The sequence below is a fragment of the Mesorhizobium sp. WSM4830 genome (assembly GCF_055811495.1).
Window position 1 is genome coordinate 128,225 of sequence record NZ_JBVVQI010000016.1, and the last position, 26,378, is coordinate 154,602.

The following is a 26,378-nucleotide window of genomic DNA, read 5'->3' on the forward strand; positions in this document are numbered from 1 at the left end:
TTGGGCGAGGAGGGCGACCGATCACAATCGGTAACCGCGTCGTCACGCGCCGATCGCTTCCAGGCCTTCCTCGAGCCAGTCCGCCAGCAGCGGCATGCCGAGCAGATATTTTGCCGTGCGCTTGTTGGCGCGCTCGCGGGCAGCGGTCAGCGCGTCCATCCATTCCGTTGCGTCATAGTCGCCGCGGCCGACCCAGGCCAACGCAATCAGTTCGGCCGCTTCGTCGACATTGAGATCGTCGATCAGCTCGCGCAGTTCTTCTTCGGTGAGATCTTCGGAGCTTTCCTCGGCAAGGCCGTCATGATGGTGGTTGTCGTGCGCGTTGCCGTCGAGCTCTACCTCGTGCTCGGCGCCGTCGGCATAGTCTTCGTTGACGGCTGCGCTGAGCGCCTTCGCCTTCAGGATGAACAGGCGCACGGTGTCGGGACCGATCGAAAGCTCCCAGTCTCGTTCAACGCGTTGCTGCACCGGCCGTCTCCCTGCTTCGTGCTCGGTCGGTCCCGATGATAGCGGATTTGCAGCGCTCGTCACGTTCTCTTGCGCGGCGGCGTTAATCGTGAAGCATGATTTCCGATGCCCTCCGTTGCCGGGATAAGATGGCCTTCCTGGGAGAGATCGCCGTTTTGAGATAGGATGGCATTTTCCGGGGACGAAACGGCTTCGGCCCGGCGTTAGTGTTGCATTGTCAGGTTCAAAGGAGAGTTCAATGCGCAGACGATTGCTGATTTACGCCATGGCCATCGCCGCCCTGCCGCTGATTGCGGCTCCGGCGTTTTCGGCTGGTGAAGGCGGGGGAGGTGGCGGTGGCGGCGGCGGCAATGGCGGCGGCGGCGGCCAGAGCCAGTGCAAGAAGGGGCAGGCCTGGGACAAGAAGCAGAAGAAATGTGTCTCGCCAAAGCAAGGCATGCTGGATGACGACAGCATCTATGATGCCGGTCGCGCGCTGGCGATGGATGGACGCTACGACGAGGCGATCGCCGTGCTCAGCCTCGCCGCCAACAAGCAGGACCCGCGCATCCTCAATTATCTCGGCTATTCGCACCGCCATTCCGGCCGTGTCACCGTCGGCCTCGGCTACTATGAGGAAGCTCTGCGCATCGACCCGAATTACACGCTGGTACGCGAATATCTCGGCGAGGCGCACCTGCAGATCGGCGATCTTGCCGGCGCCCAGGAACAGCTCCGCGAAATCGAGAAGCGCACGGGCAAGGGATCTCGCGAATACGGCATGCTGTCGGAGCAGATCGATCATTTCATGAGGAGCTGATCCGACCTCCGGAACGCTGCTCATAACCGGCTGCGAGCGATCGCAGCCGGTTTTTTGCTGTGCTGGATGCTGCCCCGAACCCGGAATTTGGCATCACGGCACACGTGATGCGCCCCTTGACGTGAGGTCAGCCGCGCAATCGGTGGACGATTTTTCAAAATCCGACTTTTTGGACGTGAAAAACCCGCGAAGATTGCTATATCTTGCAGGATTGTGGTGAGACGGTTCCGTTAGCGAGGCTGCCGGACCGTTTTCTTTTTGTACCATCGACAAGGTCGCTCCCGATTGCGGGGGCGGCGGCAGGAAAGGTCAGGCATTATGAACAAGGTCCCGATGACAGGCGAGGGGTTCGCGTCATTGAAGGAAGAACTGCGCTGGCGCCAGCAACAGGAGCGGCCGCGTATCATCGAGGCGATTTCCGAAGCGCGCTCGCATGGCGACCTCTCCGAAAATGCCGAATATCACGCGGCAAAAGAGGCACAGAGCCTCAATGAGGGCCGGGTCAACGAACTCGAGGACCTGATCGCGCGGGCCGAGGTGATCGACGTCACCAAGCTCAGCGGCGACAAGGTCAAGTTCGGCGCCACCGTGGTGCTGGTCGACGAGGATACCGAAGAGAAAAAGACCTACCAGATCGTCGGCGACCAGGAGGCCGACGTGAAGTCCGGCCGCATCTCGATCTCCTCGCCGATCGCGCGCGCCCTGATCGGCAAGGAAGTCGGCGACGCCATCGAGGTCAACGCACCGGGCGGCGCCAGGGGTTATGAGATCGTCCAGGTGCAGTTTATTTAAGGGTTAAGGGCGTGGGTGCCTTTAGCCTCATCAGGTAGCGCCGCCCCTCATCGCCCTGCCGGGCACTTCTCCCCGTATAGTGACGGGGAGAAGGGGCTGTCATCGATGATTTCGCCAATTTTCAGCGTTGCAAATAAGCGCCGACTTTTGCGTTCAGCCCCTTCTCCCCGTCACTATACGGGGAGAAGGTGCCGGCAGGCGGATGAGGGGCAGCGCCGACCTTTCTTATTGAATTGACAAATCAATTCTTGTCGGCGCCGGCTTGTCCAAGCGCCCGAAGCGCCAGCAATCTCTCGGCTTCCGCCATCACCTCCGGCGGCGTGACGCTGCGGCCGGGCCTGGCCAGCAGCGTCGATGAGAATGGGCCGCGCGGGCCGGTCAGGCCGGGCTCGGTGGCCAGGAACACCGCCACCGTCGGCAGGCCGAAGGCGCTGGCGAGATGGGTCAGGCCGGTGTCGGCGCCAATGACCAGCGTCGAACCGCCGATGACAGCGGCGATCTCGGCAAGCGGCGACCTGGGAACCACCACGGTTTGCGAGACGGCGCCGGCGATCGCCTCGGCAACTGCCTTTTCCCGGTCGTTCGACCAGGTGGTGACCGGCGTCATTCCCTTGCCCACCAGCAGGCGAGCGGTTTCGATCCAGTCCGCGACCGGCCATTTCTTGTCCTCGCGGCTGGTACCGTGCAGCAGGAAGGCGGTCTTTTCACCGGCAAAAATCGACCTTCCGGCTGGCGGCACGATGCCCGATTCAAGCTGGGAAAAATCCGGCTCGTAGCCGAGCGCCAGGGCGAACAGCCGCCTCGTGCGCTCGATCGCATGCAGGCCGCGCGGCACGGCGTAGCGGTGGCCATAAAACAGGCTCGCCGAAGGCTCGCGGGCGCTCGAACGGTCGAACCCGGCGATCGGTGCTGCCGCCAGTCGCGCCACCAGCGCCGATTTCAGCAAGCCTTGTGCATCGAGGACGAGGTCGTAGCGGCAATCGCGCAAGGCGCGGCGCAAGCCTACCACTTCCCGCCATGTGCCGGGCTCGAGCAGCTTCCCGCGCCAGCGCCGGATCGCCACGCTGTGGATGGTTTGGATGGCTGGATGCAGCGCCACGATGCCGGCAAAGGCCTCTTCGACACACCAGTCGAAGGAGATATCCGGCCGGGCGCGGCGCGCGTCCTCGATCGCGGGAAAGGTGTGGATGACGTCGCCCATCGACGACGTCTTGAGGATCAGCACCTTCATGCGGCGGCCGGCATTTCCAGCATCCGCTCCGCCGCCGCCACGACGCGTTCGACCTCCAACGTCTTCAGGCAGTTGAGATGACCGAGCGGGCAGATTTTTTTGTGGCAGGGCGAGCAGGACAGGCCGAGCCAGACCAGTTCGCGACGCTCGGCGAGCGGCGGCGTGTTCTGCGGCGAAGTCGAGCCGTAGACGGCGACGACAGGCGTGCCGACGGCGGCGGCGACATGCATCAGCCCGCTGTCGTTGGAAACGGCGAGCCTCGCCGCAGCGATCAGATCGATGGCATCCTCGAGCCGCGTCTGGCCGGCAAGGTCGACGGCGCCCGGCGCCAGCGCGGCGATTTCCGCCGTCACTTCGGCGTCGTTCTTCGATCCGAACAGTGCGACGCCAAACCCTTTCGCCATCATCTCGCGGGCAAGCCCGGCATAGTGTTCGCTCGGCCACCGCTTGGCCGGACCGAATTCGGCACCGGGCATGACTGCCACGAATTTCCCCAGCGTCAGCCCGAAACGGCCGAGCAGTGCCGCCTGGCTATATGCATCGACGGCAAGCTTCGGGGCCTGGAAGGCGCCACCCCGAGCAAGGCTGAAATAGGCCTGCGCGGTGCGCCGTTTCAGGCGGTCGGGCAACGGCACGATGTCGGTCAGCAGCCCGTAGCGCATTTCCTTGAGATGGCCGACACGGCGCGGAATGCCGGCAAAGAACGGAATCAGCGCCGATTTCCAGCTTCCCGGCAGGACATAGGCCATGTCGTAGCGGCCGCGCAGCAGGCGGCCGAAGCGCCTTCGGATGCGGAATTCGAACGCGCCGGATTGCAGCGGCAGGTCGATCTGCTGGCGGATTTCAGGCATGCGCTTGACCAGCGGCGCTGCCCAGGCCGGCGCCAGCACGTCGATGGCGGCGTTCGGATGATGCTCCCTCAGCGCCGAGAACAGGCACTGCGCCATCACCATATCGCCCACCCAGCGTGGGCCGATCACGAGGATCGTTGGGCTTTCAGCCATTCGACATAGTCTCTGACGCCGGTTTCCACTGTGCGGAACTGGCCATTGTAACCGGCTGCGCGCAAGCGGGACATATCAGCTTGCGTAAAGCTCTGGTAGCTGCCCTTGAGGTGGTCGGGAAACTCGATGAACTCGATCTGGCCTTGGCCCAGTGTATCGATCACCGTTTCGGCAATGGCGCGGAAGGGCTGGGCCTTGCCTGTGCCGCAGTTGAAGATGCCGCTAGAGCCGCGTTTCCACAGCCACAGATTGACGTCGGCGACATCGCCGACATGGATGAAGTCGCGGCTCTGCTCGCCGGGCCCGAAACCGTCATAGGCGCCGAACAGCTTGGGGTTTTCGCCGTGTTCGACCTGGTTGAACAAATGGAAGGCGACAGAGGCCATGGCGCCCTTGTGCGCCTCGCGCGGTCCGTAGACGTTGAAATAACGCAGGCCCGCGACCGGCGAGTGATCCGTATCGAAAACCGTACGGCGGACATAGTCGTCGAACAGCTTTTTCGAATAGGCATAGACGTTCAGCGGCCGCTCGTATTGCGGTTCCTCGCGGAACTCGGCGCCGTCGCCATAGACGGAAGCGGAGGAGGCATAGAGGAAGGGCACGCGCAGGGCCAGGCAAGCGTGCAGCAGGCGCTTCGAATAGGTGTAGTTGACCTCCATCATGAACTTGCCGTTCCATTCGGTGGTGGTCGAGCAGGCGCCCTGGTGGAAGACCGCCTCGATGCGGCCGAGGTCACCGGCCTCCATCCGCGCCAGAAAATCGTCCTTGTCGAGATAGTCGGCGATCTCGAGATCGGCGAGGTTGGCGATCTTGTGGCCGTCGGTGAGGTCGTCGACGACGAGGATATCGCTGAAAGCGTCGGCGTTGAGCGCGGCGACGATGTTGGAACCGATCATGCCGGCGCCGCCCGTGACGATGATCATGAAAGCCTCTGGTACCTTGTGCCGGTTGTAGCCCTTGTGGGATTCTGGCCTTATAGGGGAGGCGGGCCGGGCTGTCGACAAAGCAGGTGGCGGGGCGGCCGGATGAGCGCCATAGTGGCGCCGCAAAGGTCTCGTTTCAGTCGGCCTGCCGGCCGACCGGCGACAGGAGCAAGGTAATGCCATCAACCGAACTGCTTGTCGCCTTTTTCGCCACGACGGCGATCTTCGCCTATATCCCCGGTCCCGCCATGCTCTATGCCGCCGCGCAAACCATGGCGCGCGGCCGCTGGTCCGGCCTGATGGCGGCGCTCGGCATCCATCTTGGCGGCTACGTTCATGTCTTCGCCGCCGCTGTCGGCCTGTCGGTGCTTTTCCATGCCGTGCCGGTGCTTTACATGGCGGTCAAGCTGGTCGGTGCGCTGTATCTGATCTGGCTCGGTGTTTCGTTGTTTCGCGCCAAGGCGCAAGGCGACGTTGTCTTGCCGGGAATTCAGCCGAAATCCGCCCGCCGCGCCTTTTTCGAGAGCATTGCCGTCGAGGTGCTCAACCCGAAAACGGCGATTTTCTTCATGGCGTTCCTGCCGCAATTCATCGACGCCTCGGCAGCGCTTCCGGTCTGGCTGCAGTTCGTCGTGCTTGGAACGATCGTCAATTTGATGTTCTCGTCGGCCGACATTGTTTGCGTGATACTGGCCGGCGCGGTGATCGCCAGGCTGCGGCAGTCGAGCCGGGCGCAGCGCCTGATGCGGCGCGTCGGCGGTACGGTGCTCGTCGGGCTGGGCGTGCATGTCGCGTTGCAGAAAAGCTGACGCACTGTCTCGCCGCCGCGATTGGTCGAAGCCCCGGCGTTGCGTCGGTTGAAATTGCGGTATATCGGCATCGCCATGAACGGCCGGCCCTGCCAATCGGATTTCCCATCACTGAAAATCGGCCCTCCCGCGCGTTGACATGATCAAGCTGCCCTCTCCCGAACCTCTTCACCGCGCCATCTCGCGCTTCGGCGGCGGCACCGTGCTGGTGGTCGGCGATTTCATCCTCGACCGTTTCGTCAACGGCGTGATCGAGCGCATTTCGCCGGAAGCGCCGATTCCCGTGCTGCACGGGCGCGGCGAAACGCTGGCGATGGGCGGCGCCGGCAATGTCGTCGCCAACATCGTTTCGCTCGGCGCTGCCGTCATACCGGTCTCGGTGATCGGCGCTGACGAGGCCGGCAAGAACCTCATGCGCATGCTCGGCGAATTTCGCGTCGACACCGGCGGGCTGGTGCAGGATGCCGATCGCATGACGTCGTCCAAAAGCCGGTTCAGCGCGCTCAACCAGCAGGTGCTGCGTTTCGACGAAGAGGAAATCAAGCCGCTGGGCGATGCCGAGCGCGCGGCACTGGTCGGGCATTTTCGCGAAGCGCTGGCGCGCGCCGACATCGTCATCCTATCCGACTATGGCAAGGGCGTGCTGCTCGACGGCGTCGCCGGCGAGCTGATCTCGATCTGCCGGCAAACGGGCAAGCCGGTGCTGGTCGATCCGAAGGGCAGCGACTATGCGCGTTATGCCGGCGCGACGGCAATCACGCCCAACCGCAAGGAACTCGGCGAGGCGGTCGGCCGCGCAGTGTTTGCCGACGACGAGATCGAGACGGCGGCGCGCCAGCTGATCTCGGCGCACGGTTTCGATTTCGTCGTCGCGACGCGCAGCGAAAAGGGCATGAGCGTCGTCGGTCCAAACGATGCCCGCCATATCGCCACGCAGGCGCGCGAGGTGTTCGACGTTTCGGGCGCCGGCGACACGGTGATCGCCACCTTCGCACTGGCTCTTGCGGCAGGCGCCGACCGCGTCATGGCCGGATCGATCGCCAACGCCGCCGGCGGCGTTGTCGTCGGCAAGCGCGGCACGGCGCGGCTGACGATCGAGGAACTCACCGGCGCGCTGTTTCGCTCGCATGGTCCGGTTGCCCACAAGGATGCCATCCTCGATGCCGCCGCCGCGGCGCGGCTGGTGGCAGCCTGGAAGGACGAGGGCTTGAGTGTCGGCTTCACCAATGGCTGTTTCGATATCCTGCATGCCGGCCATGTCAGCCTGTTGCATGCGGCGCGCAGCCAGTGCGACCGGCTGGTGCTCGGCCTCAACAGCGATGCCTCGGTGCGCCGGCTGAAAGGGCCGGGACGCCCGGTCAACGACCAGCATGACCGGGCCTGCGTACTGGCAGCACTTGCCTCGGTCGACGCCGTCGTCATCTTCGAGGAGGATACGCCGCTTTCGCTGATCGAGGCGCTGAGCCCCGACATACTGGTCAAGGGCGCCGACTATACGGTCGATCAGGTGGTTGGCGCCGATGTCGTGCAGAAGGCCGGCGGGCGCGTCGTGCTGGTCGACCTCGTCGCCGGCAAGAGCACCACCGGCACCATCGGCAAATTACGCGCCGGGAACTGAGGGTTTCATGTCCGAACTGAACGATTACCTGGCCCGCTCGGCGGCCGCGATTTCGGCGATGGTCGAGCGCGACCTGACCAGCGAGATGGAGCGGGCGGTCAGCGCCGTCATCGCCGCGCTTTCGCAGGGCAAGGCGCTGCTGATAGCCGGCAATGGCGGCTCGGCCAGCGACGCCATCCACATCGCCGGCGAGCTGGTCGGCCGCTTCCTCAGGGAGCGCAAGGCCTACAACGTCATCGCGCTGCCGGCCAACGCGGCGGTGCTGACCGCCTGGGGCAATGATTACGGCTTCGACACGGTGTTTGCGCGCCAGGTCGAGGCGCATGGCGCGGCGGGCGCCGTGCTGCTCGCCATCTCGACCAGCGGCAATTCGCCGAGCATCCTCGCCGCCGCCCAACAAGCGCGCATGATGGGCATGACGGTGATCAGCCTGACCGGCGACACCGGCGGCAGACTGAAACCGCTCTCCGACATCCTGCTCAACGTACCCTCGACCTCGACGCCGATCGTCCAGCAGGGGCATTTGTGCCTCTACCACCATCTCTGCGAAATGGTCGAAGAGCGCCTCTGCGACGCGGGGTGATCGTGTAGAGGCGGATCCGTTGTCAATGTTGGCGCCGCCCCTCATCCGCCTGCCGGCACCTTCTCCCCGTGAAGGACGGGGAGAAGGGACTAGCCTGCAAGCTCGGCGATCCCCCTCTCCCCGTCCTTCACGGGGAGACGGTAAGGGTGAGGGGCAGCGCTAGCCTGTAGTGATTATTATTTGACGCATAGCCACATTTTGTTCTTGCTTTGTGCCGGCAGCTATGCTACTAATTTGACTATGGGGATGATTCCACCGACGACCCGCCCGCCGAGGCGGGTTTTTTGTTGAGGCGGGTTTTTTGTTTCCGGGTTTTTGTTTCGCAGCCGCTTTGCCCGGTTTCTCAAGGCGGCCAGGCGCCGTGGGTTCGATCTGAAACGATCGCTTATAGTTGGCGACAAGCTGGCGGATATGGAAGCGGTGCGCCGGCCTGTCGCGGGGCTGGCTGGTCGCGAAGTCAGGATTTTTGCGTCATCCAGCGGCGAAAAAGCCGGCCATCGATGATGAGCAGGCTCGCAATGATCAATGTCATCCCCGCGAACTCGAACGGCTCCAGCCTTTCCCCGAGAAACACCGTGCCAAGCAGGATCGCGCTGGCAGGCACCAGAAGCGTCACGAGGGAAGCGTTTGTCGCTCCGGCCGAGGCGATCAGGTTGAAATAGAGGATGAATGCCAGCGCCGTCGTGAAGACCGCGAGAACAGCCACTGCCGCCCATATGGGGACGCTTGACGTCACGATCGCCTCGGGACTGTAGAGAAGGAAAACGATCGGTAACATGACTATGGTGGAGGCAGTGAGTTGGCCGGTCGCCACCACAGATGGCTTCATGTTCTTGAAACGCTTGGCGTAGACGACGCCGAAGCCGTAGGAGATGGCCGCCCCGATCACGGCGAGCTTCGCCCAGGCAGGGCCACCAAGATTGGACAGCAGCCCGGGGCCGATCATGAGGGCGGCTCCGGCGATTCCGAGCCCCACTCCCGCAAGCTTGGTCGCCGACAACTTCTCATCCGCCGTCAGCAGGTTTGCAAGGAGGATCGTCCAGAGAGGTGTTGTTGCATAGAAGATAGAGGCAAGACCCGCACCAATCTCGGTTTGTCCTGTGAAGATCAGGGAGAACGGAATCACGTTATTGAGCAAAGCCAGGCACAGGAAGGGACCGGGCCTCGCCAGTGCGGGAGCGAAGGAAATGCCGCGCATCCTCAGCCATAAATGCAGGACCAAGGCGGCGATCGACACCCGATAAAGGACAAGGGCAAGTGGCGGAATCTCGGCTACCGCGATGCGCGCGAAGAAGAAGGTGCCGCCCCACAGAAAACCCAGAAGCAGCAACTGCCCCCAGTCGCTTGCCGACATTGAGCGTGTCAGTGCTGTCGTGCTCAACGCTTCGCCCGTCTAATTTCGGAGTGTAAGTTCAGACGATAATATGAATTAAACCGGCAATTATATTGGAAGTTTTACCTAAATCGACCAGATTTATTAGAATATTAACATTGGAATTAATATTCAAAGTGTTTTAGAATTCCTATTGTCGAATATCAAAGCTTCGGTTGCTGCGGTCCCGATCAGGCATTGAACGCCACTAAACCTTCATCCTTGACCCGGCGGATGGTCAGCGCGGTTCGCACCGTGTCGACATTGGGGGCCGAGGCCAGTTCTTCGATGACGAAGGTCTGGAAGGTACCGAGATCGCTCGCCACGCAATGCAGCAGGAAATCGGATTCGCCCGACACCATCCAGGCGTCGCGCACGATCGGCCAGCCGCGGGTGCGCTCGGCGAAGGTCTTGAGTTCGGCGTCGGCCTGGTGATGCAGGCCGATCAGGCAGAAGGCGACGACGTCGAGGCCGAGCGCTGGCGCGTTGAGCAGGGCGCGGTAGCCGCGGATGATGCCGGCCTCTTCCAATCGCCGGACGCGGCGCAGGCACGGCGGCGCCGAAATGCCGACACGGCCCGACAGTTCGACATTGGTCATGCGTCCGTCCTGCTGAAGCTCGCGCAGGATCTTCCAGTCGATGGCATCGAGATCGGCCTTGATCGGCATGGTGGCTTCCGTGCGGCTTCCGTGGTGACGCGAAAGAATCTTTCGCGACTTTGTAGTTAAACGACTTTGCTGTCTATTCCATCCGCTGGATCGAGGATTTTCGCATCATCTTGCTGCCGGTTGCTTGTCGCCGTCGCCGGCGCCGAAGCTTTCCGGGGACGAACGGCAACTTGCCTTGCTGGCGTCGCAGGCAACACTTACATTACGCGCAACAATCGACGAGAGTTCATGCCACAATCCATGGCTGCTCCCCGCAGAGGCTTTTCATGATCACCAAGCACGCGCCTGTTCTCATCATCGGCTCCGGCCCCGCCGGTTATACGGCGGCGATCTATGCCGCCCGCGCCATGCTCAAGCCGATGCTGGTCGCCGGCCTGCAGCAGGGCGGGCAACTGATGATCACCACCGACGTCGAAAACTATCCGGGCTTCTCCGAACCGATCCAGGGTCCATGGCTGATGAGCGAAATGCTCAGGCAGGCCGAGCATGTCGGCACCGATATCGTCAACGACATCATCACCGAGGTCGACCTCAACGTGCGGCCGTTCCGCGCCAAGGGCGATTCTGGCACGATCTATACCGCCGACGCGCTGATCATCGCCACCGGTGCCCAGGCGAAGTGGCTGGGCATTCCAAGCGAACATACCTTCATGGGGTTTGGCGTTTCGGCCTGCGCCACCTGCGACGGCTTCTTCTACCGCGGCAAGGATGTCGCGGTGATCGGCGGCGGCAATTCGGCGGTGGAGGAAGCGCTCTATCTCTCCAACCTGGCCAAGAGCGTCACCGTCATCCACAGGCGCAGCGATTTCCGCGCCGAGCGCATCCTGCGCGAGCGGCTGCTGCGGAAAGACAATGTCCGCGTCATCTGGGACACGGTGGTCGACGAGATCACCGGCCGGCCCGGCAAGGCGCCGCTGCCGCCTTCGGTCGAAGGGCTGAAGCTGCGCAACGTGGTGACCGGGCAGGAGATGCATCTGGTGGTCGACGGCGTGTTCGTGGCGATCGGCCACGCGCCGGCGGTCGAGCTGTTTGCCGGCAAGCTGAAGCAGAAGCCGAACGGCTATCTGTGGACGGCGCCGGATTCGACCCGCACCGACATGCCGGGCGTGTTTGCCGCCGGCGACGTGACCGACGATATCTACCGCCAGGCGGTGACGGCGGCCGGGCTCGGTTGCATGGCCGCGCTCGAGGCGGAAAAATATCTGGCAGGGATCGAGGTTCACCGCGAAGCGGCGGAGTGATTGTTCGACAAGCGGCTGAGAAGAGCCGCGCAAAAGCCTGATTTTTCATTCAGACGCCATAACAGGCGGACGCCAGAAAACAGGACGAGGGGAAATCATGGCGTTGGATTGGGACAAGCTACGCGTGTTTCACGCCGCAGCGGAAGCGGGGTCGTTCACCCATGCCGCGGAAACACTGCATTTGTCGCAATCGGCAATCTCCCGGCAGGTCAGCGCGCTCGAGCATGATGTCGGCGTGCCGCTGTTCAATCGCCACGCCCGCGGCCTGGTGCTGACCGAGCAGGGCGAGATGCTGTTCCGCACGGCGCACGACGTGCTGATGAAGCTTGAAACCATCAAGTCGCGACTGACCGAAACCAAGGACCGGCCCTCCGGCGTGCTCAGGGTGACGACCACGGTCGGCCTCGGCGCCGGCTGGCTGACCGAGCGCGTGCAGGAGTTCATCGAGCTCTATCCCGAGGTCAGCCTGCAGCTCATCCTGGCCAATGAGGAACTCGACCTCACCATGCGCCAGGCCGACTGCGCCATCCGGCTGCGCCAGCCGCAGCAGCCGGACCTCATCCAGCGCCGCCTGTTCACCGTGCATTTCCATCTCTATGCGGCGCCGTCCTATGTGAACAAATACGGCAAGCCGAATTCGATCGCCGAGCTGAAGACCCATCGCATCGTCACCTTCGGCGTGCCGGTGCCGGCGCATCTGTCGGAACTGAACTGGCTGGAGACGGTCGGCGATTTCGAAGGCGGGCAAAGGGTGCCGACGCTGCAGATCAACGACATCCTGTCGATCAAGCGGGCGGTGCAGGGCGGTGCCGGCATCGCCATGCTGCCCGATTACGTGGTCAGCAAGGATTCCGGGCTGGTGCAGTTGCTGCCCGAAACCGAAGTGCCGTCCTTCGATACCTATTTCGCCTATCCCGACGCGATGAAGAATCAGGCGAAGCTGCATGTCTTCCGCGATTTCATCATCGCCAAGGCGCGCAGCTGGTCGTTTTAGCCTCTAGCAGCGCGCCGACTTTTCCGAGCAACGGCGGCGATTGACGAAAGCTCGGTGAAAGCGTCCTTCTCCCCGTCGCTGTAGATGGCGGCAGCCAGATTAGGGGCGGCACCAGCCTTTGTCGTACTTGGCTTGGCTCGGCGATGGGCAGTGCTGATATGTTGCGCCGCCCCTCATCGCCCTGCCGGGCCCTTCTCCCCGTATAGTGACGGGAGAAGGGGGCCGTATCGCCGGTTTCACCAATTGTCGGCGTCCAGAAATTACCCGCGCCAAGGTGTCAGGCGGGGCAGCCAGCCTGGTACGGCGCGGCGGTAGGCCTCGTATTCGTCACCGTAGCGGCGGGCAAGCGTCGGTTCCTCATATAGTTTCACGAAGGAGATCATGGCGGCCGCGGCGATGACTAGATAGGCGGCGACCGTCCAGCTGGAAAACAGCAGTGCCTGGCCGAGGATGATCGACAGCACGGCGACGTACATCGGGTTGCGGACATGGCGGTAGATGCCGCCGACGACCAGCCTTTCGGTCGGCGCGACCGGGGCTGGCGTACCCAGGCCCTCCAGGGCAAACCGGGCAAAGGCATGCAGCAGCACGGCTGTGCCGGCGATAACCAGCAGCCAGCCCACAGGAACGAAACCGGGCAGTCTCGACCAGGGCAGGCCATAACGGTCGGTCAGCAGCCAAGGCAGCAGTCCGGCGACCACGCCGGGCGCTGCAGCAAGGAAGATGACGCTACCGGCGATCGCCGAAGCGGCCCGCATGTAGGTCTCCTTACGGGCGCGCCCTTGAACGGTCTCCCGCAACACGCTTCAGGTCTTGTCCGGCATGTAACCCAAACCGCTGCACCCTCAGCTCAAGCTCGATGGCGGGCTTTTGGGCGGCATGCACCAGCAAGGTCTGGCTGCCGAAAAAACAAACGCATGCTGCACGATTCCATGTCATCCTGCGTTTTTCGACTTTCAGAGCAGGAATCGCTGCTGATTCGCGGCTGTGGATCGATTTTTGCCTTGCCGCACGCCGTATTTCAGCGATTCAACTGGTCCTATTGCGCTTCAGGACCGATTAGACCACAGCCGGCGCCTTTTTGCATGTGTGTGTTGCAAAATAGATGCTTGTTTCTTGGGCATGAAGAGCACATATATAGATCATCTCCTGAGCGCGTTCTCCTCCCATTAGCGCTCTCGAGTGTTCCCCTCTGGAGGTTAGCCTTAACAGGCACTTCCAATCAAACTCAGCCGGGTCTTCATTGATCCGGCTTTTTTGTTGCCCGAAACCAACACATCGCCAGAAAATCGGCCGGAACGGTCGCGTAACAGTGACATGTAACCTCGGGTAACATGCCGCGGGCGCGCCAAATCGATTAAGAAGAGCATAGGACGCGGTGTGGCTCGTCCGGGGGATGGGGGCATCACTCGGACGATCCGGGCTCAGGCAGCTACCGCGTCCGAACCTTCCTCCGCCGCCAGGCACCGGCGGCAAGTATGCGGCGGACCTGCCGTTTCGCCTCCCACGAAGACGGTCCGCAACGAAACGGCGCCCGAATGATCCGGGCGCCGTTTCCTTGTGTGCTTCCTAAAAGCGCGTCGCGTTCGACCGGCCTCATGCGACGCGCTTTTAGGTCCTTGTTTGATGCATGTCGTTATCGCAAAACCGTCGCACACTTTTGCGCGACATGCATTAGTGTTCTGGCCGCAAGCTGCCGTTTCAGGCGGCCTTGCCGTTGGCGTTCAGCGCTTCGTCGGCCAACCGGCCGGTGAGTTCGGCCATGTGGTCGAAGACGGCCCGATAGCTGGCGACACCCGCCGTGGCCGAGCGCAGCTCGATGATGAGGTCGCCGATCTCGGCCTGCGGCATGGTCGCCTCGACGACGTCCCATCCCGGCCAATCCGGCCGCGCGTCGTAGCCGAGGATCTGGCCGCGCCGCTGCGGGATCAGCGCGATGATCTTCGACGTCGCATCAGACGGCGTGACGATCTCGACCTTCATCACCGGTTCGAGCAGCACCGGCGAACAGGCGGCCATGCCTTCCTTCATCGCCAGCTTCGCCGCCATCTGGAAGGCCATGTCGGAGGAATCGACCGCATGGTAGGAGCCGTCGGAAAGGTTGACGGCAACATCGACGACCGGGAAGCCGAGCGGGCCGGATTTCAGGTAATCGCGCACGCCGGTCTCGACCGACTGGATGTAGGTCTTCGGGACGACGCCGCCGGTGATCGTATCGGTGAACTGGAAACCCGAGCCGCGCGGCAGCGGCTTGATCTCCAGCACCACGTCGCCGAACTGGCCGTGGCCGCCCGACTGTTTCTTGTGGCGGCCGCGCTGCTGCGTCGCTTTACGGATCGTCTCCCGATAGGGCACGGCCGGCACATGGCCTTCGACCGGGATCTGGTTCTTGCCTTCCAGCCGCTCGCGCACGACGCGCAGATGCATCTCGCCATGGCCGGACAGCACGGTTTCGGCGGAATCCTGGTTGTGATGCAGGTTGAGCGAGGGATCTTCCTCGGCCAGGCGCTGGATGGCCGCCGACATCTTGACCTCGTCCTTGCGCTCCTTCGGTCGCAGCGCGAAGGCGAAGACCGGCTGCGGCGGCGCCAGCGTGACCAGCGGCTTGATGCCGCCCTTGGTCGAGCTCAGCGTCTGGCAGGTCCTGACGGCGTCCAGCTTGCCGAGCGCCACCGTGTCGCCGGCCTTGGCCGAAGTCAGCTTGACCTGGTCCTTGCCGAGCATCTTGTAGATGCCGGAGACCTTTGCCGTCTCGCCCGTGGGAAGGAACAGCTCGGCGGCGTCGGCGACCTGGCCGGACAGGATGCGCGACACCGACAGCTTGCCGCCATGCGCGGTGTGGATGGTCTTCATCACCTGGACCACGGTGGCATTGCCATCGGGAGCGCCGAGGCGCTGGCGCGTCGCTTCGATGTCGGGTGCGTCGTGGCGGATCGCCTTCAACAGGCGCAGCACGCCATTGCCCTTCTCGGCGGTGCCGATCAGCACCGGCGTCACCGTGCCGTCGCGTAGATCTGCGGCGAGGTCGTCGAAGATCGCGTCCTTCGGCGGTTCGATCTCGTCAAGCAATTGCTCCATCAGCCGGTCGTCATGGTCGGCGAGCGTCTCCAGCATGGAAAAGCGCGCCTCGAGCTCGCGCGCCTTGTCGTCGCTCGGGATCTGGGCGACCTCGCTCTCGGCATATTCGCGGTAGATGTAGGCACGCTCCAGAGCAAGGTCGATCGAGCCTATTACGACGCCGTCCTTGCGCAGCGGGATCTGGCGCAGCAGCAGAGGCACCGAGCTTGCCGGCTGCAGCATCTTCAGCGTGTCGCGCACGCCTGATATCGCCTTGTCGACCTTGTTCAGGAACAGCATGCGCGGCACGCCGAGATCGTCGAGCTTGCGCATGATCAGCTGCAGGGCAGGGATCTTCTTCTCGTCGGCCTCGGCAACGACCACGGCGACGTCACAGGCGGCCAGCACCGGCTCGGCTTCGAAGGAGAATTCGATGGAGCCGGGACAATCGACGAAGGTGAACGGCTCGCCCATGAATTCGGTGGTGGCGAAGGTCGCCTCGACGCTCATGCCGTGAGCGCGCGCCTCGGGCGAATGATCGGAAACGGTATTTCCGGACGAAACGGGATTCTGGCGGGGAATGGCGCCTGTACGGGCGAGTATGGCTTCGAGAAGTGTCGTCTTACCGCTTGCGAAGGGACCGACTATGGCAATGCATTTCGGTCCCGTGCGTCGTCCTCCGGCGCGAGTACCCATGGCTGACCTCCACTCAGGCGTTTCCCTGTGAGCGGCGGCCGGCCTGTCGGCCGTCGCGGGCGAGGCTTTTTTCAATTTGCCACCTACCCAAAGGGCATCGTCCCACGGGCAGGCCGGGAGGGCAAGGGATTTGAGGTTGAAGGGATTTGAAGTTGAGGGTGGATTCAGCCGGTGCCGGTTAGGCGCGACGCCAGCGGCGTTGCGTCCACGCGCTGCACCGCCACCGCCTCGGCAAAGCGAGCGAGCAACGGATTGAACAGGTCCGCACGCTCCCAGAAAGGCGCATGCCCGGCACCGGGAATGATGTGGCACTGCTCCCACAGCGAGCCGTAGGCGAGCGTCTCAAAATAGCCGAGCCGGACGAACGGATCGTTCTCGCCATTGACGATTGCCACCGGAAATGCCGCCTGCTCGACCACCTGTCTCTGGTCGGCGCCCTTGCCGGTGAGCATGCCGCGCGTCACCGCGGCGCGCAGCCGACCGTCGGTGCGCAGGATGGTTTTGCGGAAGGACGGGTCGGCGGTGTCGCCGAAACACAGCGTCTCGAAGCGCTCGGCATCGCGTTCGGAATACGTCTTTTTGGACGCCAGCAGCATGTCCCAATGCGCGTGGAAGCCGCGCAGCATGCCGAAAGGGCCCTTGGATACTGGCGGTGCGCCGGTCAGCATCAGCCCGCCGACGGCGCGGTGGAAACTCGCGAGCTCGATTGCCACGTGCCCGCCAAGCGACCAGCCGAAGACGACGGCGCGGCCGATCCCCAAGGCATCGAGGAGCTGAGCCGCCGACTGGGCAAGGCCGGCGATGGTGTAGTCCGTCGCCGGATCGCGGGCGTCCGAGGATTCGCCATGGCCGGGCAGGTCGAAAGCAATCAACCGATGGGCAGCGGCCAACGGGCTGTCGAACTGGCGGGCGAATACGGCGCGCGAACTGCCCGAGCCGTGGATCAGGACAAGCGGGATGCCGGGTCCCGACGACTGGCTGAGGCGCAAATCCGCGTGCGGCGTGCGGATCGTGCGGTGGGAAACGGCCATATCTGGTTGGACCTTGGGATTGTCTCTAGGTCAACATCGCATGCCGAGGTCACCATGTTGTTTAGAACGGTGGTTAAGAAATGATTTCTCGGTTTCTGCCGGGTATGATGACCGAATCCACCACAGCTAACCCCCGGAGCCTGATGATGGAATCCACGCTTGACCTTCTCGTCTCGATCAGCAGCATCGCGACGCTCGGACAATATGCCTGGTCGATGCGCGGCCATTTCCAGTCGCCGAGCATGTCCCAAGGCGCGATGATCATTTCGGCCGTCGTGGTCGGCACGGCTCTGTTCTTTCTTGCACTGCTGTGGATCGAGCGGCAACCGGTTGCAGCGAAGATCGGCGGGCTCGCCATCCAACTGGTAAGCACGGCGCTGTTCTGGTGGGCGATCTCGGTCTCCCGCAAGGCGCGGCTGCGTTTCGCGTTCGATCCGGACAATCCCGACAGCCTGGTGACCGAAGGCCCCTATTTCCACGTCCGCCATCCGTTCTACACGTCCTACATCATCTTCTGGATCGGATGGGGCATCGCGACCTGGTCGGTCTGGGCGGTGGTGCCGGTCGCCGGCATCGTTACGATCTACGTGATCGCAGCCTTGGACGAAGAGCGAAAATTTTCGCGGACAAGGTTGGCCGACGCCTACGACGCTTACCGCACGCGGACCGGCCTGTTCTGGCCGCGCCTTGCCCGTAGCCGGCAGAACATGCAGCCGGCGTCGGACGAAAGTGGTAGGCTCTAAGACACTGGATTGGATCGAGGACTTGCGACGATGAAGATTATTGCCTGCGGCAGCGTGCCGACGATTGTTGCGCCGGAAACATACTTCACTGGCCGAGTTTTGCAGACGCCGATCATCGAGAAGGAGGCGCCGGCGCGGCTACGCGCCACGCTGGTCAGTTTCGAGCCCGGCGCCCGCACCCACTGGCACACGCATCCGCTCGGCCAGACGCTCTATGTCACGTCCGGTGCCGGTCTCGTCCAAAGCTGGGGCGGGCCGATCGAGGAGATCAGGGCCGGCGACGTCGTCTCCTTTGCGGCCGGCGAAAAGCACTGGCACGGCGCAGCGCCGAAATCGGCGATAACCCACATCGCCATGCAGGAGGCGCTCGAGGGTGTGCATGTCGACTGGCTGGAGAACGTCAGCGACGAGCAGTATGGCGGCTGAAACGTCTCAGGCCAGCGCGGCGGTAAAGCGCTGGATGCGCGTGCAGGCCTCTTCGAGCAGAGCTTCCGACGTGGCATAGGAGATGCGGAAGTTCGGGCCGAGGCCAAAGGCCGAGCCGAAAACAACCGCCACGCCCTCGGCCTCAAGCAGTTCCGAGCAGAAGGTTTCGTCGCTGTCGATCACCTTGCCGATCTTGGTCTTCCTGCCGATCAGCTGGGCACAGGAGGGATAGACGTAGAACGCACCCTCCGGCGAGGGACAGGTGATGCCGCGCGCCTGGTTGAGCATCGAGACGACGAGATCGCGCCGGCCCTGGAAGATCGCCTTGTTCTTCGGGATGAAATCCTGCGGGCCGTTCAGTGCTTCCACCGCCGCCCATTGGGCGATGGTGCAGGCGCCGGAGGTCTGCTGGCCCTGGATCATGTCCATCGCCTTGATCAGCGGCACCGGGCCTGCCGCATAGCCGATACGCCAGCCGGTCATGGCATAGGCCTTCGACACGCCGTTCATGGTCAGCGTGCGCTCATAGAGTTTAGGCTCGACCTCGGCGATGGTCTTGAAGACGAAGTCGCCATAGGTCAGGTGCTCGTACATGTCGTCGGTCAGCACCCAGACATGGGGATGCTTCAACAGTACGTCGGCCAGGCTCTTGAGCTCCGCTTCGGTATAGGCGGCGCCCGAGGGGTTGGACGGCGAGTTCATCAGCAGCCACTTGGTGCGCGGCGTGATCGCCTTTTCCAGCACGGCTGCCGTCAGCTTGAAGCCGTTCTCGATCGAGGTGTCGGCAAAGGCCGAGGTGCCGCCGCAGATCGCCACCATTTCGGGATAGCTCACCCAGTAGGGCCGCGGGATGATCACCTCGTCGCCGGGGTTCAGCGTCGCCATGAAGGCGTTGAACAGGATCTGCTTGCCGCCGGTGCCGACGATGGTCTGCTCCGGCCGGTAGTCGAGATTGTTCTCGCGCTTGAACTTTTTCGCGATCGCTTCGCGCAGCGGCACGATGCCGGATACCGGCGGATATTTCGTCTCGCCGCGGCGGATCGCCTCGATCGCGGCGTTCTTGATGTTGTCGGGGGTGTCGAAGTCCGGCTCGCCGGCGCCCAGCCCGATCACGTCGCGGCCGGCGTTTTTCAGCTCGCGCGCCTTCTGCGTCACCGCGATGGTCGCGGAAGGCTTAACGCGGGAAAGGACGTCGGCAAGAAAGGCCATGACGATATTGTCTCCTTTGGGATGCAGGCGGTCCATCCAACCGCGGCGCATCTCATGTCGCATCATTCCGCCAAGCGCAAGCACTGTCGGATGAGCCAGCGCGCAACGACGGCAACAATAAATTCATCAACGACCGGTAAAAGCTTGAACGGCAGGACCGTAGCCGGTCCGCCAATCTCGCATAGCGAGGAACCGTGACGCGCAGCATCGGGCTTGCCCATATCATCCGCCATGATGACGGCACCGCCAGCGGTGTCTGGGGGGTCTATACGCTGCAAAGCGCGTTCCAGCCGATCTTCGCCTTCAACAAGGGCAAGCTTTCCGTCGTCGCGTTCGAGGGGCTGATCCGGCCGTTCCGCGAAGGCGAGCCGCAGCCGCCAATGAGTTTCTTCAACAGCTGTCCGTCGGTCGACCGTCTGCATATCGAGGCGCTGACACGGACGCTGCACCTTCTGAACGCCGGCGCCTGCCTGCCGCGAGACGCCTCGATCTTCATCAACTTCGATCCATCGGTATTCACCGACCGCAGCATCGCCGACAAGGCGCTGCGCGACATGCGGCTGGTGCTGCACGAGGCCGACATCGATCCGCGCCGCGTCGTCTGCGAGGTCACCGAGCAGAAGTCGGCGTCGCAGGAGACGCTCTACAATTTCGTCGAGGCGCTCAGGGGCAATGGTTTGCGCATTGCGGTCGACGATTACGGAGCGGACGAATCCGACATCAATCGCATCAAGGAACTCAGGCCCGACATCGTCAAGTTCGACGCCGACTGGATCATGACGCTGATGGAATCCGGTGCCGGCTTCGCCTTGCTGACCGCCATGGTGACCAGCTTCGAAGAGCAAGGCATCCGCACGGTATTCGAGGGCATCGAGACGGGCTGGCAGCTCGAGCTCGCCGAAAAGTCGGGCGCTTCGATGGTGCAGGGCTATGTGCTGGCGCGCCCCGAGCTTGCGCCAACCAGCTTTCACGTCTTCGACAAGAGCGGGCGGGCGGCCGCGGTGTCGGCCGATACGGAGAAGGTGGCCACCGCTGTTTCGCCATCGCGGCGGCCGATGCGGGCCTTTGGCCGCAGGGTGGCGTCGTGACCGGGCAAGCCGACATGCGGCGCAAGGTCGGCGAGGCGATCTTTGCCGACGAGGTCGGCATCGAATATGGCGTCTACGGTGCATTCCGGCTGAGGAGCGCCTACCAGCCGGTCTTCGCGCCGCGCGGCAGGTTTCTCGCCGCCGTCGCGGTCGAGGGACTGATCGAGCCGCATCGTGCAGGCAGGCCGGTGGCGCCGCAAGTCTTCTTCGAAGGTGTGCCGGCAGCGGATCGGCTGTTTGTCGAAACCATGTGCCGGGTGCTGCATTTGCGCAATTTCCGCAACATCGGCGTCGACGGGCTCGACCTGTTCTTCAACTACAATCCGCTGATCAACGATGACCCCGCACGGGCGCTGGCCGAAATCAGGCTGATGACCAGGCATCTGGCGGATTTCGGCCTGCATCCCGGCATGCTGGTCTGCGAGATCACCGAGCAGGCTGCCGGCGACAAGGTGCTTGTCAGCCTGGCGCGCGAGATGCGGCGCGACGGCGTCCGCATCGCCATCGACGATTTCGGCACCGGGCATTCGACCGAAGAAAGGGTCGCCCTCGTGCAGCCCGATATCGTCAAGATAGACGGCACCTGGTTCGCCGAATTCTGCCGCCATGCCGCCGCCGAGCGGTTTTTCCGGCCGCTGGTTTCGACGCTGCACGACCGCGGCGCCAAGGTGCTGGTCGAAGGCGTCGAGAACGCCACGCATCTGCGCGTCGCGCTGGATGGCGGCGTCGACCTGCTGCAGGGTTTTTACCTCGCCCGGCCGGCGCTGGCCGGCACGCTGTTCGACGAGGAGCCGCTGTCGATCGACAGGCTGCTTGGCAGGGATAGCAACGTCATCCCCTTGTTCGGCTAGGACATGCCGATATTCAAGTGATGCCGGCCTGCGAACGGGGGGTCCTGCGCTTCCGGTGCTCACGTACCCAAAAAGTACGCTCCGCTCCGGTTCTCGGAAGCCACCACTCTCGGCACGGCCTGACTTGAATCTCGGCATGTCCTGAAATGCATCAGCGGCGCTGATGGTTACGCCAAAACAAATCACTGGATGAAGCCGCCGCTGCCGCGATAGAGGCTGGATCAAGCCCTGAGACGGGTGGGTGCGAACAAGGGGAGCGCCGATGATACTCTACGGAATGATCGACAGCGGCAATTGCTACAAGCCGCGCCTGCTGATGGCCAAGCTCGGCATCGCTTTCACCAATGTCGAGGTCAGCTCGCACACCGGCGACACGCGCAAACCCGACTATGTCGCCAAAAACCCAAACGCCATGGTGCCGCTGCTCGAACTCGACGACGGCCGCCGGCTGGCCGAATCCAATGCCATCCTGCTCTATCTCGCCGAAGGCACGCGGTTTCTACCAGCGGACCGGTATGAACGCGCGCTGGCCTACCAATGGCTGTTCTTCGAGCAATACAGCCATGAGCCTTATATCGCCGTGCGCAGGGCGCTGCTGACCTTCCCTGAAAGAGCCAAGGATGCGACGCCCGAGCGGCTGGCGCTGACGCTGGAGCGCGGCAACAAGGCGCTCGGCGTCATGGACAGGCACCTGGCCGCGAGCAGCTTCTTCGCCGGCAATGCGCTCAGCGTCGCCGACGTCGCGCTCTATGCCTACACGCATACGGCCGAGACCGGTGGGTTTCAGCTCGACGCCTATCCGGCGGTCGCCGCCTGGCTGAAAAGGGTCGAGGCCGACCCGGGGCATGTGCCGCTGGAGTGGCTGCCTTAGTTCTGTCCTCACGCTTGTCGCCGCTTCGCGGCTCGCTCCGGACGTCGGGCTCGGGGCTTTCGGCCGGCGGCGTGAATGGTCGCGCGGCTATTTCAGCAGGCGATCATACTCGGAATGGGTGCCTATCCAGAACCAGACCACGTCATCGTGGTCGCGAACAGCTACGGCGCGGTAGTTGATATCAACCCGCGCCGACCAGTAGCGCCCGACCTGTTTGAAATGCAACGATGGGTGGAACGGCTCAGAATTCAGTTTGGCGAAACGTCTGTTCGCCTTTGCTCTGATTAACGAGGGCAGTTTTGCGTAGGCCTCCCAAAACGAGGGAGTGGCAAAATGATTCACAGAGGCCGGGTCCGGCCGGCGCGATGATCAGCCAATGCCTGCTCGGCAAGTTTGTCCAGCCTGCCGCCCTTGGCGTCGGCTTCGAACTGACGGTCCCACATGTCGGCCTGCAGCGCCTCGAACCATGCGGCAAACGCCTTGAGCTCTTCGGGGCTTAGTTCGGCGACGGATTTCTCAATCTGTTCAAGCTTGCTCATGGGTTGATGGTACCATGACCGGGGCAAAAACACCACAAAGTGGTCCCATAGGACCAAGGCGGCGGTTCATCGGAATCCAGACAGCAAAAAGGCGGGACAAAATCCCGCCTTCCCATGCTTGGTAGCCTGATCGGGAGCGTTTTGGCCGGGCCGGCAGCAATCTGCTGCTTCGGCTTGTCGGGGTCTTTCGCTCCGGCGCGCTTCTCGCGCGACCGCCAGTACATCCGTGACTTGCCGCGCGCCCCGGGCTATCGCCCGGCGCGCGCCATTCGCAAAATCAGGCTGCCTTGCTCAGAGATCCAGCGGACGACTTGCCAGTGCGGCGGTCCTGCTCGATCTCGAAGTTGATCTTCTGGCCTTCGACCAGGGTCGACAGTCCAGCGCGCTCGACTGCAGAGATGTGGACGAAAACGTCCGCGCCGCCGCTGTCAGGCTGAATGAAGCCGAAACCCTTGGTGGAATTAAACCACTTGACCGTACCTGTTGCCATTTCGATAGTCCTTTACGTTTGCTTTAGTTTGACTGGACCGAAACCCAGCCGGTTTGTATCGAGATTTTGGAGATAGAACGTCAGCAAACGCGAATATCGCGAGGCCCGGATCGATCGGCCGAAATATCAATGGACCGCATATAATATGCTTTCGCTCGAAAAACAAGACGGGGCGGAAAATGGCGCGGCGGCAACGCTGCCCAACGGCCGCCCCAATCGCGTGAGAGCGTCGTCGTCGCGCGCCTGACGCGGGAGATCGCGCTAGCTTCGGGCGCGACCGGGTTTTGGGCAGAGGGGCCATGAAAATCGTTCTGCTTGCCGCTTGCCTGACGCTGGTGGCCGCCGAGACGCAGGCGGCCTCGCGCTACGATCCGACGCGCATGAGCTGCGGCAAGGTGCAGGCGACGATCGCGCGCGAGGGCGCGGTCATCCTGCGCTACAGATCGGCGCGCGTGCCGGGCCTGGCGCTCTACGACCGCTACGTGCGGAGCCAGCAATTTTGCGACATCGGCGAGGTCAGGGCGCGGGCCTCGGTGCCGAGTGCCGATACGAATTCCTGCACCGTCTACAAATGCAAGCGGGTGGAGATCGACCGCCGCTTCCGCCGGCGCCTGCTTCCGGATTAGGAGTTGAGACGACGTGCAGGGTGTCGGCCTCACCTGAACATCGATAAACCCTAGAACCCGAACGACACCTGCGCTGGCGGCGGCGGGCCGACGCGCACGCCTTCCATTGCCAGCATCTTTTCCTTGGTGGCCGAGCCGCCGGGGGCGGAACAGCCGCCGATCTTGCCGCCGGCGGCAAGGATGCGGTGACAGGGGATGACCAGCGGCACCGGGTTGGCGCCGAGTGCGGCGCCCGTCTCACCCGCCAGCCCGGCATGGCCGGCGCGTTTGGCCAGTTCGCCATAGGTGGTGGTTTCGCCGAAGGCGAGCTTTCGCGCCGCGTCATAGATCGCCAGGCGGAACTCGTCGACGCCGCTGAGATCGACCGGCACGCCGGAGAAATCGACGTCCTCGCCGGCGGCGTAGGCCTTGATCGAGGCGATCAGTTCGGCAACCCATTGCGGCTCGGGCTTCGCTGCATGTTCGACGTCTGAGGCATGGCGCAGCAGCCGGCGCTCGACCGCGTCGCGGTTGCGCTGCGGCAGGCAGAGTCGGGTCAGCCCGGCATCACTCCAGGCGATGCCCATGAAGCCGAGCACGGTTTCGAAGACCGCGTGGCCGGTGGTGGCATGAGAGGCGTCCATGGCGTGCTCCTTTCCGGAATCCTTCGAAGTACAAATCCAGAACAATATCGCATTTCCCGGCCCGGCTCGCCACCCGAAAACCGCCGGCTGCCGCGGATTGCCCGGGGAAAGATGCTGGTGTAAGGACTTCTTAACACCCGACGAACCGGACCCGAGCGCCGCTTGCCAGCAAAATTCCTCTTTCCCGTCCTAGCGGCGGTGTTGGCCGTGGCCGCTCTCAGTGGTTGCACCTCGACTTCGCCGGTGACCCCGGCGCCGGCCTTCACCGAAAACACGGCCAACACCGATGCCGGCTTCACGCTGGCGCTGCCCGACACGGTTTCGGTGCTGCCGGAACCATCCAGCGTCGCCCAGGCGGCAGCACTGCCGGTCGAGCCGGCCGCCGCCTTTGCCGGGCCAACGCCGCTGGTGGCAACTACCCCCGCCGTCATGACCGCCAATGCCCAGCCAGCCATCGCGACGACCGCCGTCGCCATGCCGGTCACCGAACAGACCGCTACCATGCCCGGCGTTCAGCCGGTTTCCTACACGGTGCCGCAGAACCCGGCCGCTCTGGCCGCGACCGAACCGGTAGAGGGCCAGTCGAATGCCGGCGGCCGCAGCGAGATCGAGCGGCTGATCGAGAAATATTCCGCGCTCTACCAGGTGCCGGTCGATCTGGTGCGCAGCGTCGTCAACCGCGAGAGCACCTTCAACCCGAAAGCCTACAATCACGGCCATTGGGGGCTGATGCAGATCAAGCACGCGACGGCGCGTGGCATGGGCTATGACGGACCGGCGAGCGGCCTGTTCGACGCCGAGACCAATTTGAAATACGCGGTGAAATATCTGCGCGGCGCCTGGCTGGTCTCAGGCGGCAACCCCAAGCGCGCCGACCGGCTCTATCAGAGCGGCTATTATTACGATGCCAAGCGCAAGGGGATGCTGGGCGAAACCGGTCTCGGCAGCGACAGCCTGCGCCGCCGCATGCAGCCCGATGCCTGAGCCGCGTCCACCGGCGCCAAACGACATCCGCCTGCGCAAGATTTTGGACGACACGCTTCTGGTGCCGCGCTGGCCCGCAGGTTTTTTCATGCGCGGCTTCGAAGCCGCCGATGCGCTCGCACTGCATACGCTGTTGATCGCGGTGTTCGACGACGGTGCCGACGGGCCGTTCGACGAATGGTGGCCGCGCATTTCCGGCGACGCGGAATTCGATCCGGCTTTGTGTTTCCTGGTCATCGACGGCAAGGGCCGGCTGGCAGGCGCGGCGCTCTGCTGGACGCGGGCTTTCGTCAAGGACCTTGCCGTCCACCCCGAGGCACGCGGCAAGGGCATCGCCGAAGCGCTGATGCGCCACGCGTTTGCGGCGTTTCAGGCAAGGGGCGCGGCGCATGTCGACCTCAAGACCAACACGGTCGAGAACGCCGCCGCGGTCAGGCTTTATCAGCGGCTGGGGATGGTCGAGGTGGATTGGGTGGGGTGAGCGGCGGGGCAAAGCTGGCGCTCGGCCGCAGAAGTCGGCGCCGCCCCTCATCTGCCTGCCGGCATCTTCTCCCCGTATAGGAACCTATCGGATTCACACATTTTGCAGATTGAGTTTGGTTCCGTACTTGATGGCGTGGAATTCGGCGAGGCCGATGCGCA

The 26,378-nt window shown here is 63.4% G+C and carries 29 protein-coding genes and 1 pseudogene; 16 read left to right on the plus strand and 14 right to left on the minus strand.

Annotation, left to right across the window (positions count from 1 at the left end; genetic code table 11):
* Window positions 1-42: 42 nt before the first annotated feature.
* On the minus strand, window positions 43-468 hold the full coding sequence (locus AC0L2Y_RS20820) for a DUF3775 domain-containing protein (protein WP_352489072.1): 426 nt from the start codon (window positions 466-468) through the stop codon (window positions 43-45).
* A 238-nt stretch (window positions 469-706) separates the two neighbouring features.
* On the opposite strand from AC0L2Y_RS20820, the gene AC0L2Y_RS20825 reads away from it, so the two are divergent.
* Window positions 707-1,267, plus strand: coding sequence for a tetratricopeptide repeat protein (locus tag AC0L2Y_RS20825; protein WP_352489073.1), 561 nt, complete (start codon window positions 707-709; stop codon window positions 1,265-1,267).
* A 318-nt stretch (window positions 1,268-1,585) separates the two neighbouring features.
* Window positions 1,586-2,059: a transcription elongation factor GreA gene (gene greA / locus AC0L2Y_RS20830; protein ID WP_023719113.1), complete on the plus strand. Its 474-nt coding sequence runs from the start codon at window positions 1,586-1,588 to the stop codon at window positions 2,057-2,059.
* 241 nt (window positions 2,060-2,300) lie between these two features.
* Here greA and waaC read toward each other — a convergent pair whose 3' ends face one another.
* Genes waaC through rfaD form a run of 3 tightly spaced genes read right to left on the minus strand, consistent with a single transcriptional unit; the run spans window position 2,301 to window position 5,217 of the window.
* Window positions 2,301-3,290 (minus strand): lipopolysaccharide heptosyltransferase I, encoded by a 990-nt coding sequence (gene waaC, locus AC0L2Y_RS20835; protein WP_473559101.1) that lies wholly within the window; start codon window positions 3,288-3,290, stop codon window positions 2,301-2,303.
* Complete coding sequence (gene waaF, locus AC0L2Y_RS20840; RefSeq protein WP_473559103.1) at window positions 3,287-4,294, minus strand: lipopolysaccharide heptosyltransferase II; 1,008 nt, start codon at window positions 4,292-4,294, stop codon at window positions 3,287-3,289. The genes waaC and waaF overlap by 4 nt, the downstream gene beginning before the upstream one ends.
* Window positions 4,267-5,217 (minus strand): ADP-glyceromanno-heptose 6-epimerase, encoded by a 951-nt coding sequence (gene rfaD / locus AC0L2Y_RS20845; protein ID WP_473559104.1) that lies wholly within the window; start codon window positions 5,215-5,217, stop codon window positions 4,267-4,269. The genes waaF and rfaD overlap by 28 nt, the downstream gene beginning before the upstream one ends.
* A 176-nt stretch (window positions 5,218-5,393) precedes the next feature.
* Here rfaD and AC0L2Y_RS20850 point away from each other — a divergent pair, with 176 nt between their 5' ends.
* From AC0L2Y_RS20850 to AC0L2Y_RS20865, 4 genes and pseudogenes are all read left to right on the plus strand, one after another.
* On the plus strand, window positions 5,394-6,026 hold the full coding sequence (locus tag AC0L2Y_RS20850) for a LysE family translocator (RefSeq protein WP_473559106.1): 633 nt from the start codon (window positions 5,394-5,396) through the stop codon (window positions 6,024-6,026).
* 139 nt (window positions 6,027-6,165) lie between these two features.
* Window positions 6,166-7,644 carry a D-glycero-beta-D-manno-heptose-7-phosphate kinase gene (gene rfaE1 / locus AC0L2Y_RS20855; RefSeq protein WP_473559108.1) on the plus strand — a complete coding sequence of 493 codons (1,479 nt, stop codon included), beginning with the start codon at window positions 6,166-6,168 and terminating at the stop codon, window positions 7,642-7,644.
* A 7-nt stretch (window positions 7,645-7,651) separates the two neighbouring features.
* Window positions 7,652-8,227: a D-sedoheptulose-7-phosphate isomerase gene (locus AC0L2Y_RS20860; RefSeq protein ID WP_473559109.1), complete on the plus strand. Its 576-nt coding sequence runs from the start codon at window positions 7,652-7,654 to the stop codon at window positions 8,225-8,227.
* A 363-nt stretch (window positions 8,228-8,590) separates the two neighbouring features.
* Window positions 8,591-8,674, plus strand: a pseudogene (locus AC0L2Y_RS20865) (HAD family hydrolase); the annotation flags it as partial.
* A 10-nt stretch (window positions 8,675-8,684) separates the two neighbouring features.
* Here the strand turns inward: AC0L2Y_RS20865 and AC0L2Y_RS20870 are convergent.
* Both AC0L2Y_RS20870 and AC0L2Y_RS20875 read right to left on the minus strand, forming a co-directional pair.
* Window positions 8,685-9,581 (minus strand): DMT family transporter, encoded by an 897-nt coding sequence (locus tag AC0L2Y_RS20870; RefSeq protein WP_473559111.1) that lies wholly within the window; start codon window positions 9,579-9,581, stop codon window positions 8,685-8,687.
* A 209-nt stretch (window positions 9,582-9,790) separates the two neighbouring features.
* Window positions 9,791-10,267, minus strand: a complete 477-nt coding sequence (locus tag AC0L2Y_RS20875; RefSeq protein WP_352670636.1) for an Lrp/AsnC family transcriptional regulator — start codon at window positions 10,265-10,267, stop codon at window positions 9,791-9,793.
* A gap of 266 nt (window positions 10,268-10,533) precedes the next feature.
* Here AC0L2Y_RS20875 and trxB point away from each other — a divergent pair, with 266 nt between their 5' ends.
* Together trxB and AC0L2Y_RS20885 are read left to right on the plus strand one after the other, a co-directional pair.
* Entirely contained in the window at window positions 10,534-11,508 is a 975-nt protein-coding gene (gene trxB, locus AC0L2Y_RS20880) for a thioredoxin-disulfide reductase (RefSeq protein ID WP_352489083.1), read from the plus strand.
* Window positions 11,509-11,605: 97 nt separating this feature from the next.
* Window positions 11,606-12,502, plus strand: a complete 897-nt coding sequence (locus tag AC0L2Y_RS20885) for a LysR family transcriptional regulator (protein WP_023678345.1) — start codon at window positions 11,606-11,608, stop codon at window positions 12,500-12,502.
* Between the two features lie 260 nt (window positions 12,503-12,762).
* Here AC0L2Y_RS20885 and AC0L2Y_RS20890 read toward each other — a convergent pair whose 3' ends face one another.
* From AC0L2Y_RS20890 to AC0L2Y_RS20900, 3 genes are all read right to left on the minus strand, one after another.
* Window positions 12,763-13,260 (minus strand): methyltransferase family protein, encoded by a 498-nt coding sequence (locus AC0L2Y_RS20890; protein WP_473559114.1) that lies wholly within the window; start codon window positions 13,258-13,260, stop codon window positions 12,763-12,765.
* Between the two features lie 943 nt (window positions 13,261-14,203).
* Entirely contained in the window at window positions 14,204-16,255 is a 2,052-nt protein-coding gene (locus AC0L2Y_RS20895) for an elongation factor G (protein WP_352489086.1), read from the minus strand.
* Window positions 16,256-16,419: 164 nt separating this feature from the next.
* Window positions 16,420-17,286, minus strand: a complete 867-nt coding sequence (locus AC0L2Y_RS20900) for an alpha/beta fold hydrolase (RefSeq protein WP_473559115.1) — start codon at window positions 17,284-17,286, stop codon at window positions 16,420-16,422.
* Between the two features lie 146 nt (window positions 17,287-17,432).
* Between AC0L2Y_RS20900 and AC0L2Y_RS20905 the strand changes: the two genes are divergently transcribed.
* Complete coding sequence (locus AC0L2Y_RS20905; RefSeq protein WP_473559116.1) at window positions 17,433-18,029, plus strand: methyltransferase family protein; 597 nt, start codon at window positions 17,433-17,435, stop codon at window positions 18,027-18,029.
* A 30-nt stretch (window positions 18,030-18,059) separates the two neighbouring features.
* Window positions 18,060-18,455, plus strand: a complete 396-nt coding sequence (locus AC0L2Y_RS20910; protein WP_473559118.1) for a (R)-mandelonitrile lyase — start codon at window positions 18,060-18,062, stop codon at window positions 18,453-18,455.
* Window positions 18,456-18,461: 6 nt separating this feature from the next.
* On the opposite strand, the gene AC0L2Y_RS20915 is transcribed toward AC0L2Y_RS20910, so the two are convergent.
* Entirely contained in the window at window positions 18,462-19,664 is a 1,203-nt protein-coding gene (locus AC0L2Y_RS20915) for a pyridoxal phosphate-dependent aminotransferase (RefSeq protein ID WP_473559120.1), read from the minus strand.
* Between the two features lie 194 nt (window positions 19,665-19,858).
* Here AC0L2Y_RS20915 and AC0L2Y_RS20920 point away from each other — a divergent pair, with 194 nt between their 5' ends.
* The 3 genes from AC0L2Y_RS20920 (at window position 19,859) to AC0L2Y_RS20930 (ending at window position 22,474) form a co-directional block, all read left to right on the plus strand.
* Entirely contained in the window at window positions 19,859-20,752 is an 894-nt protein-coding gene (locus AC0L2Y_RS20920) for an EAL domain-containing protein (RefSeq protein ID WP_473559121.1), read from the plus strand.
* Entirely contained in the window at window positions 20,749-21,603 is an 855-nt protein-coding gene (locus AC0L2Y_RS20925) for an EAL domain-containing protein (RefSeq protein WP_473559123.1), read from the plus strand. Before AC0L2Y_RS20920 ends, AC0L2Y_RS20925 begins: the two co-directional genes overlap by 4 nt.
* A gap of 262 nt (window positions 21,604-21,865) precedes the next feature.
* Window positions 21,866-22,474 (plus strand): glutathione S-transferase family protein, encoded by a 609-nt coding sequence (locus AC0L2Y_RS20930; RefSeq protein ID WP_473559125.1) that lies wholly within the window; start codon window positions 21,866-21,868, stop codon window positions 22,472-22,474.
* Between the two features lie 87 nt (window positions 22,475-22,561).
* Here AC0L2Y_RS20930 and AC0L2Y_RS20935 read toward each other — a convergent pair whose 3' ends face one another.
* The 3 genes from AC0L2Y_RS20935 to AC0L2Y_RS20945 form a co-directional block, all read right to left on the minus strand.
* On the minus strand, window positions 22,562-22,816 hold the full coding sequence (locus AC0L2Y_RS20935; RefSeq protein ID WP_352683820.1) for a type II toxin-antitoxin system RelE family toxin: 255 nt from the start codon (window positions 22,814-22,816) through the stop codon (window positions 22,562-22,564).
* Window positions 22,813-23,013, minus strand: coding sequence for a hypothetical protein (locus AC0L2Y_RS20940; RefSeq protein WP_352637184.1), 201 nt, complete (start codon window positions 23,011-23,013; stop codon window positions 22,813-22,815). Before AC0L2Y_RS20940 ends, AC0L2Y_RS20935 begins: the two co-directional genes overlap by 4 nt.
* A gap of 277 nt (window positions 23,014-23,290) precedes the next feature.
* The gene (locus AC0L2Y_RS20945; RefSeq protein WP_023678332.1) at window positions 23,291-23,503 is read right to left on the minus strand and encodes a cold-shock protein; all 213 of its coding nucleotides are present in this window, start codon (window positions 23,501-23,503) and stop codon (window positions 23,291-23,293) included.
* Between the two features lie 299 nt (window positions 23,504-23,802).
* On the opposite strand from AC0L2Y_RS20945, the gene AC0L2Y_RS20950 reads away from it, so the two are divergent.
* The gene (locus AC0L2Y_RS20950; RefSeq protein WP_473559127.1) at window positions 23,803-24,129 is read left to right on the plus strand and encodes a hypothetical protein; all 327 of its coding nucleotides are present in this window, start codon (window positions 23,803-23,805) and stop codon (window positions 24,127-24,129) included.
* 50 nt (window positions 24,130-24,179) lie between these two features.
* On the opposite strand, the gene AC0L2Y_RS20955 is transcribed toward AC0L2Y_RS20950, so the two are convergent.
* A complete protein-coding gene (locus AC0L2Y_RS20955; protein WP_473559129.1) occupies window positions 24,180-24,752 on the minus strand; it encodes a methylated-DNA--[protein]-cysteine S-methyltransferase in 573 nt (190 codons plus the stop codon).
* A 207-nt stretch (window positions 24,753-24,959) separates the two neighbouring features.
* Here AC0L2Y_RS20955 and AC0L2Y_RS20960 point away from each other — a divergent pair, with 207 nt between their 5' ends.
* Window positions 24,960-25,736, plus strand: a complete 777-nt coding sequence (locus AC0L2Y_RS20960) for a transglycosylase SLT domain-containing protein (protein ID WP_473559131.1) — start codon at window positions 24,960-24,962, stop codon at window positions 25,734-25,736.
* Window positions 25,729-26,217 (plus strand): GNAT family N-acetyltransferase, encoded by a 489-nt coding sequence (locus tag AC0L2Y_RS20965; protein ID WP_473559133.1) that lies wholly within the window; start codon window positions 25,729-25,731, stop codon window positions 26,215-26,217. The genes AC0L2Y_RS20960 and AC0L2Y_RS20965 overlap by 8 nt, the downstream gene beginning before the upstream one ends.
* Window positions 26,218-26,378: the final 161 nt, after the last annotated feature.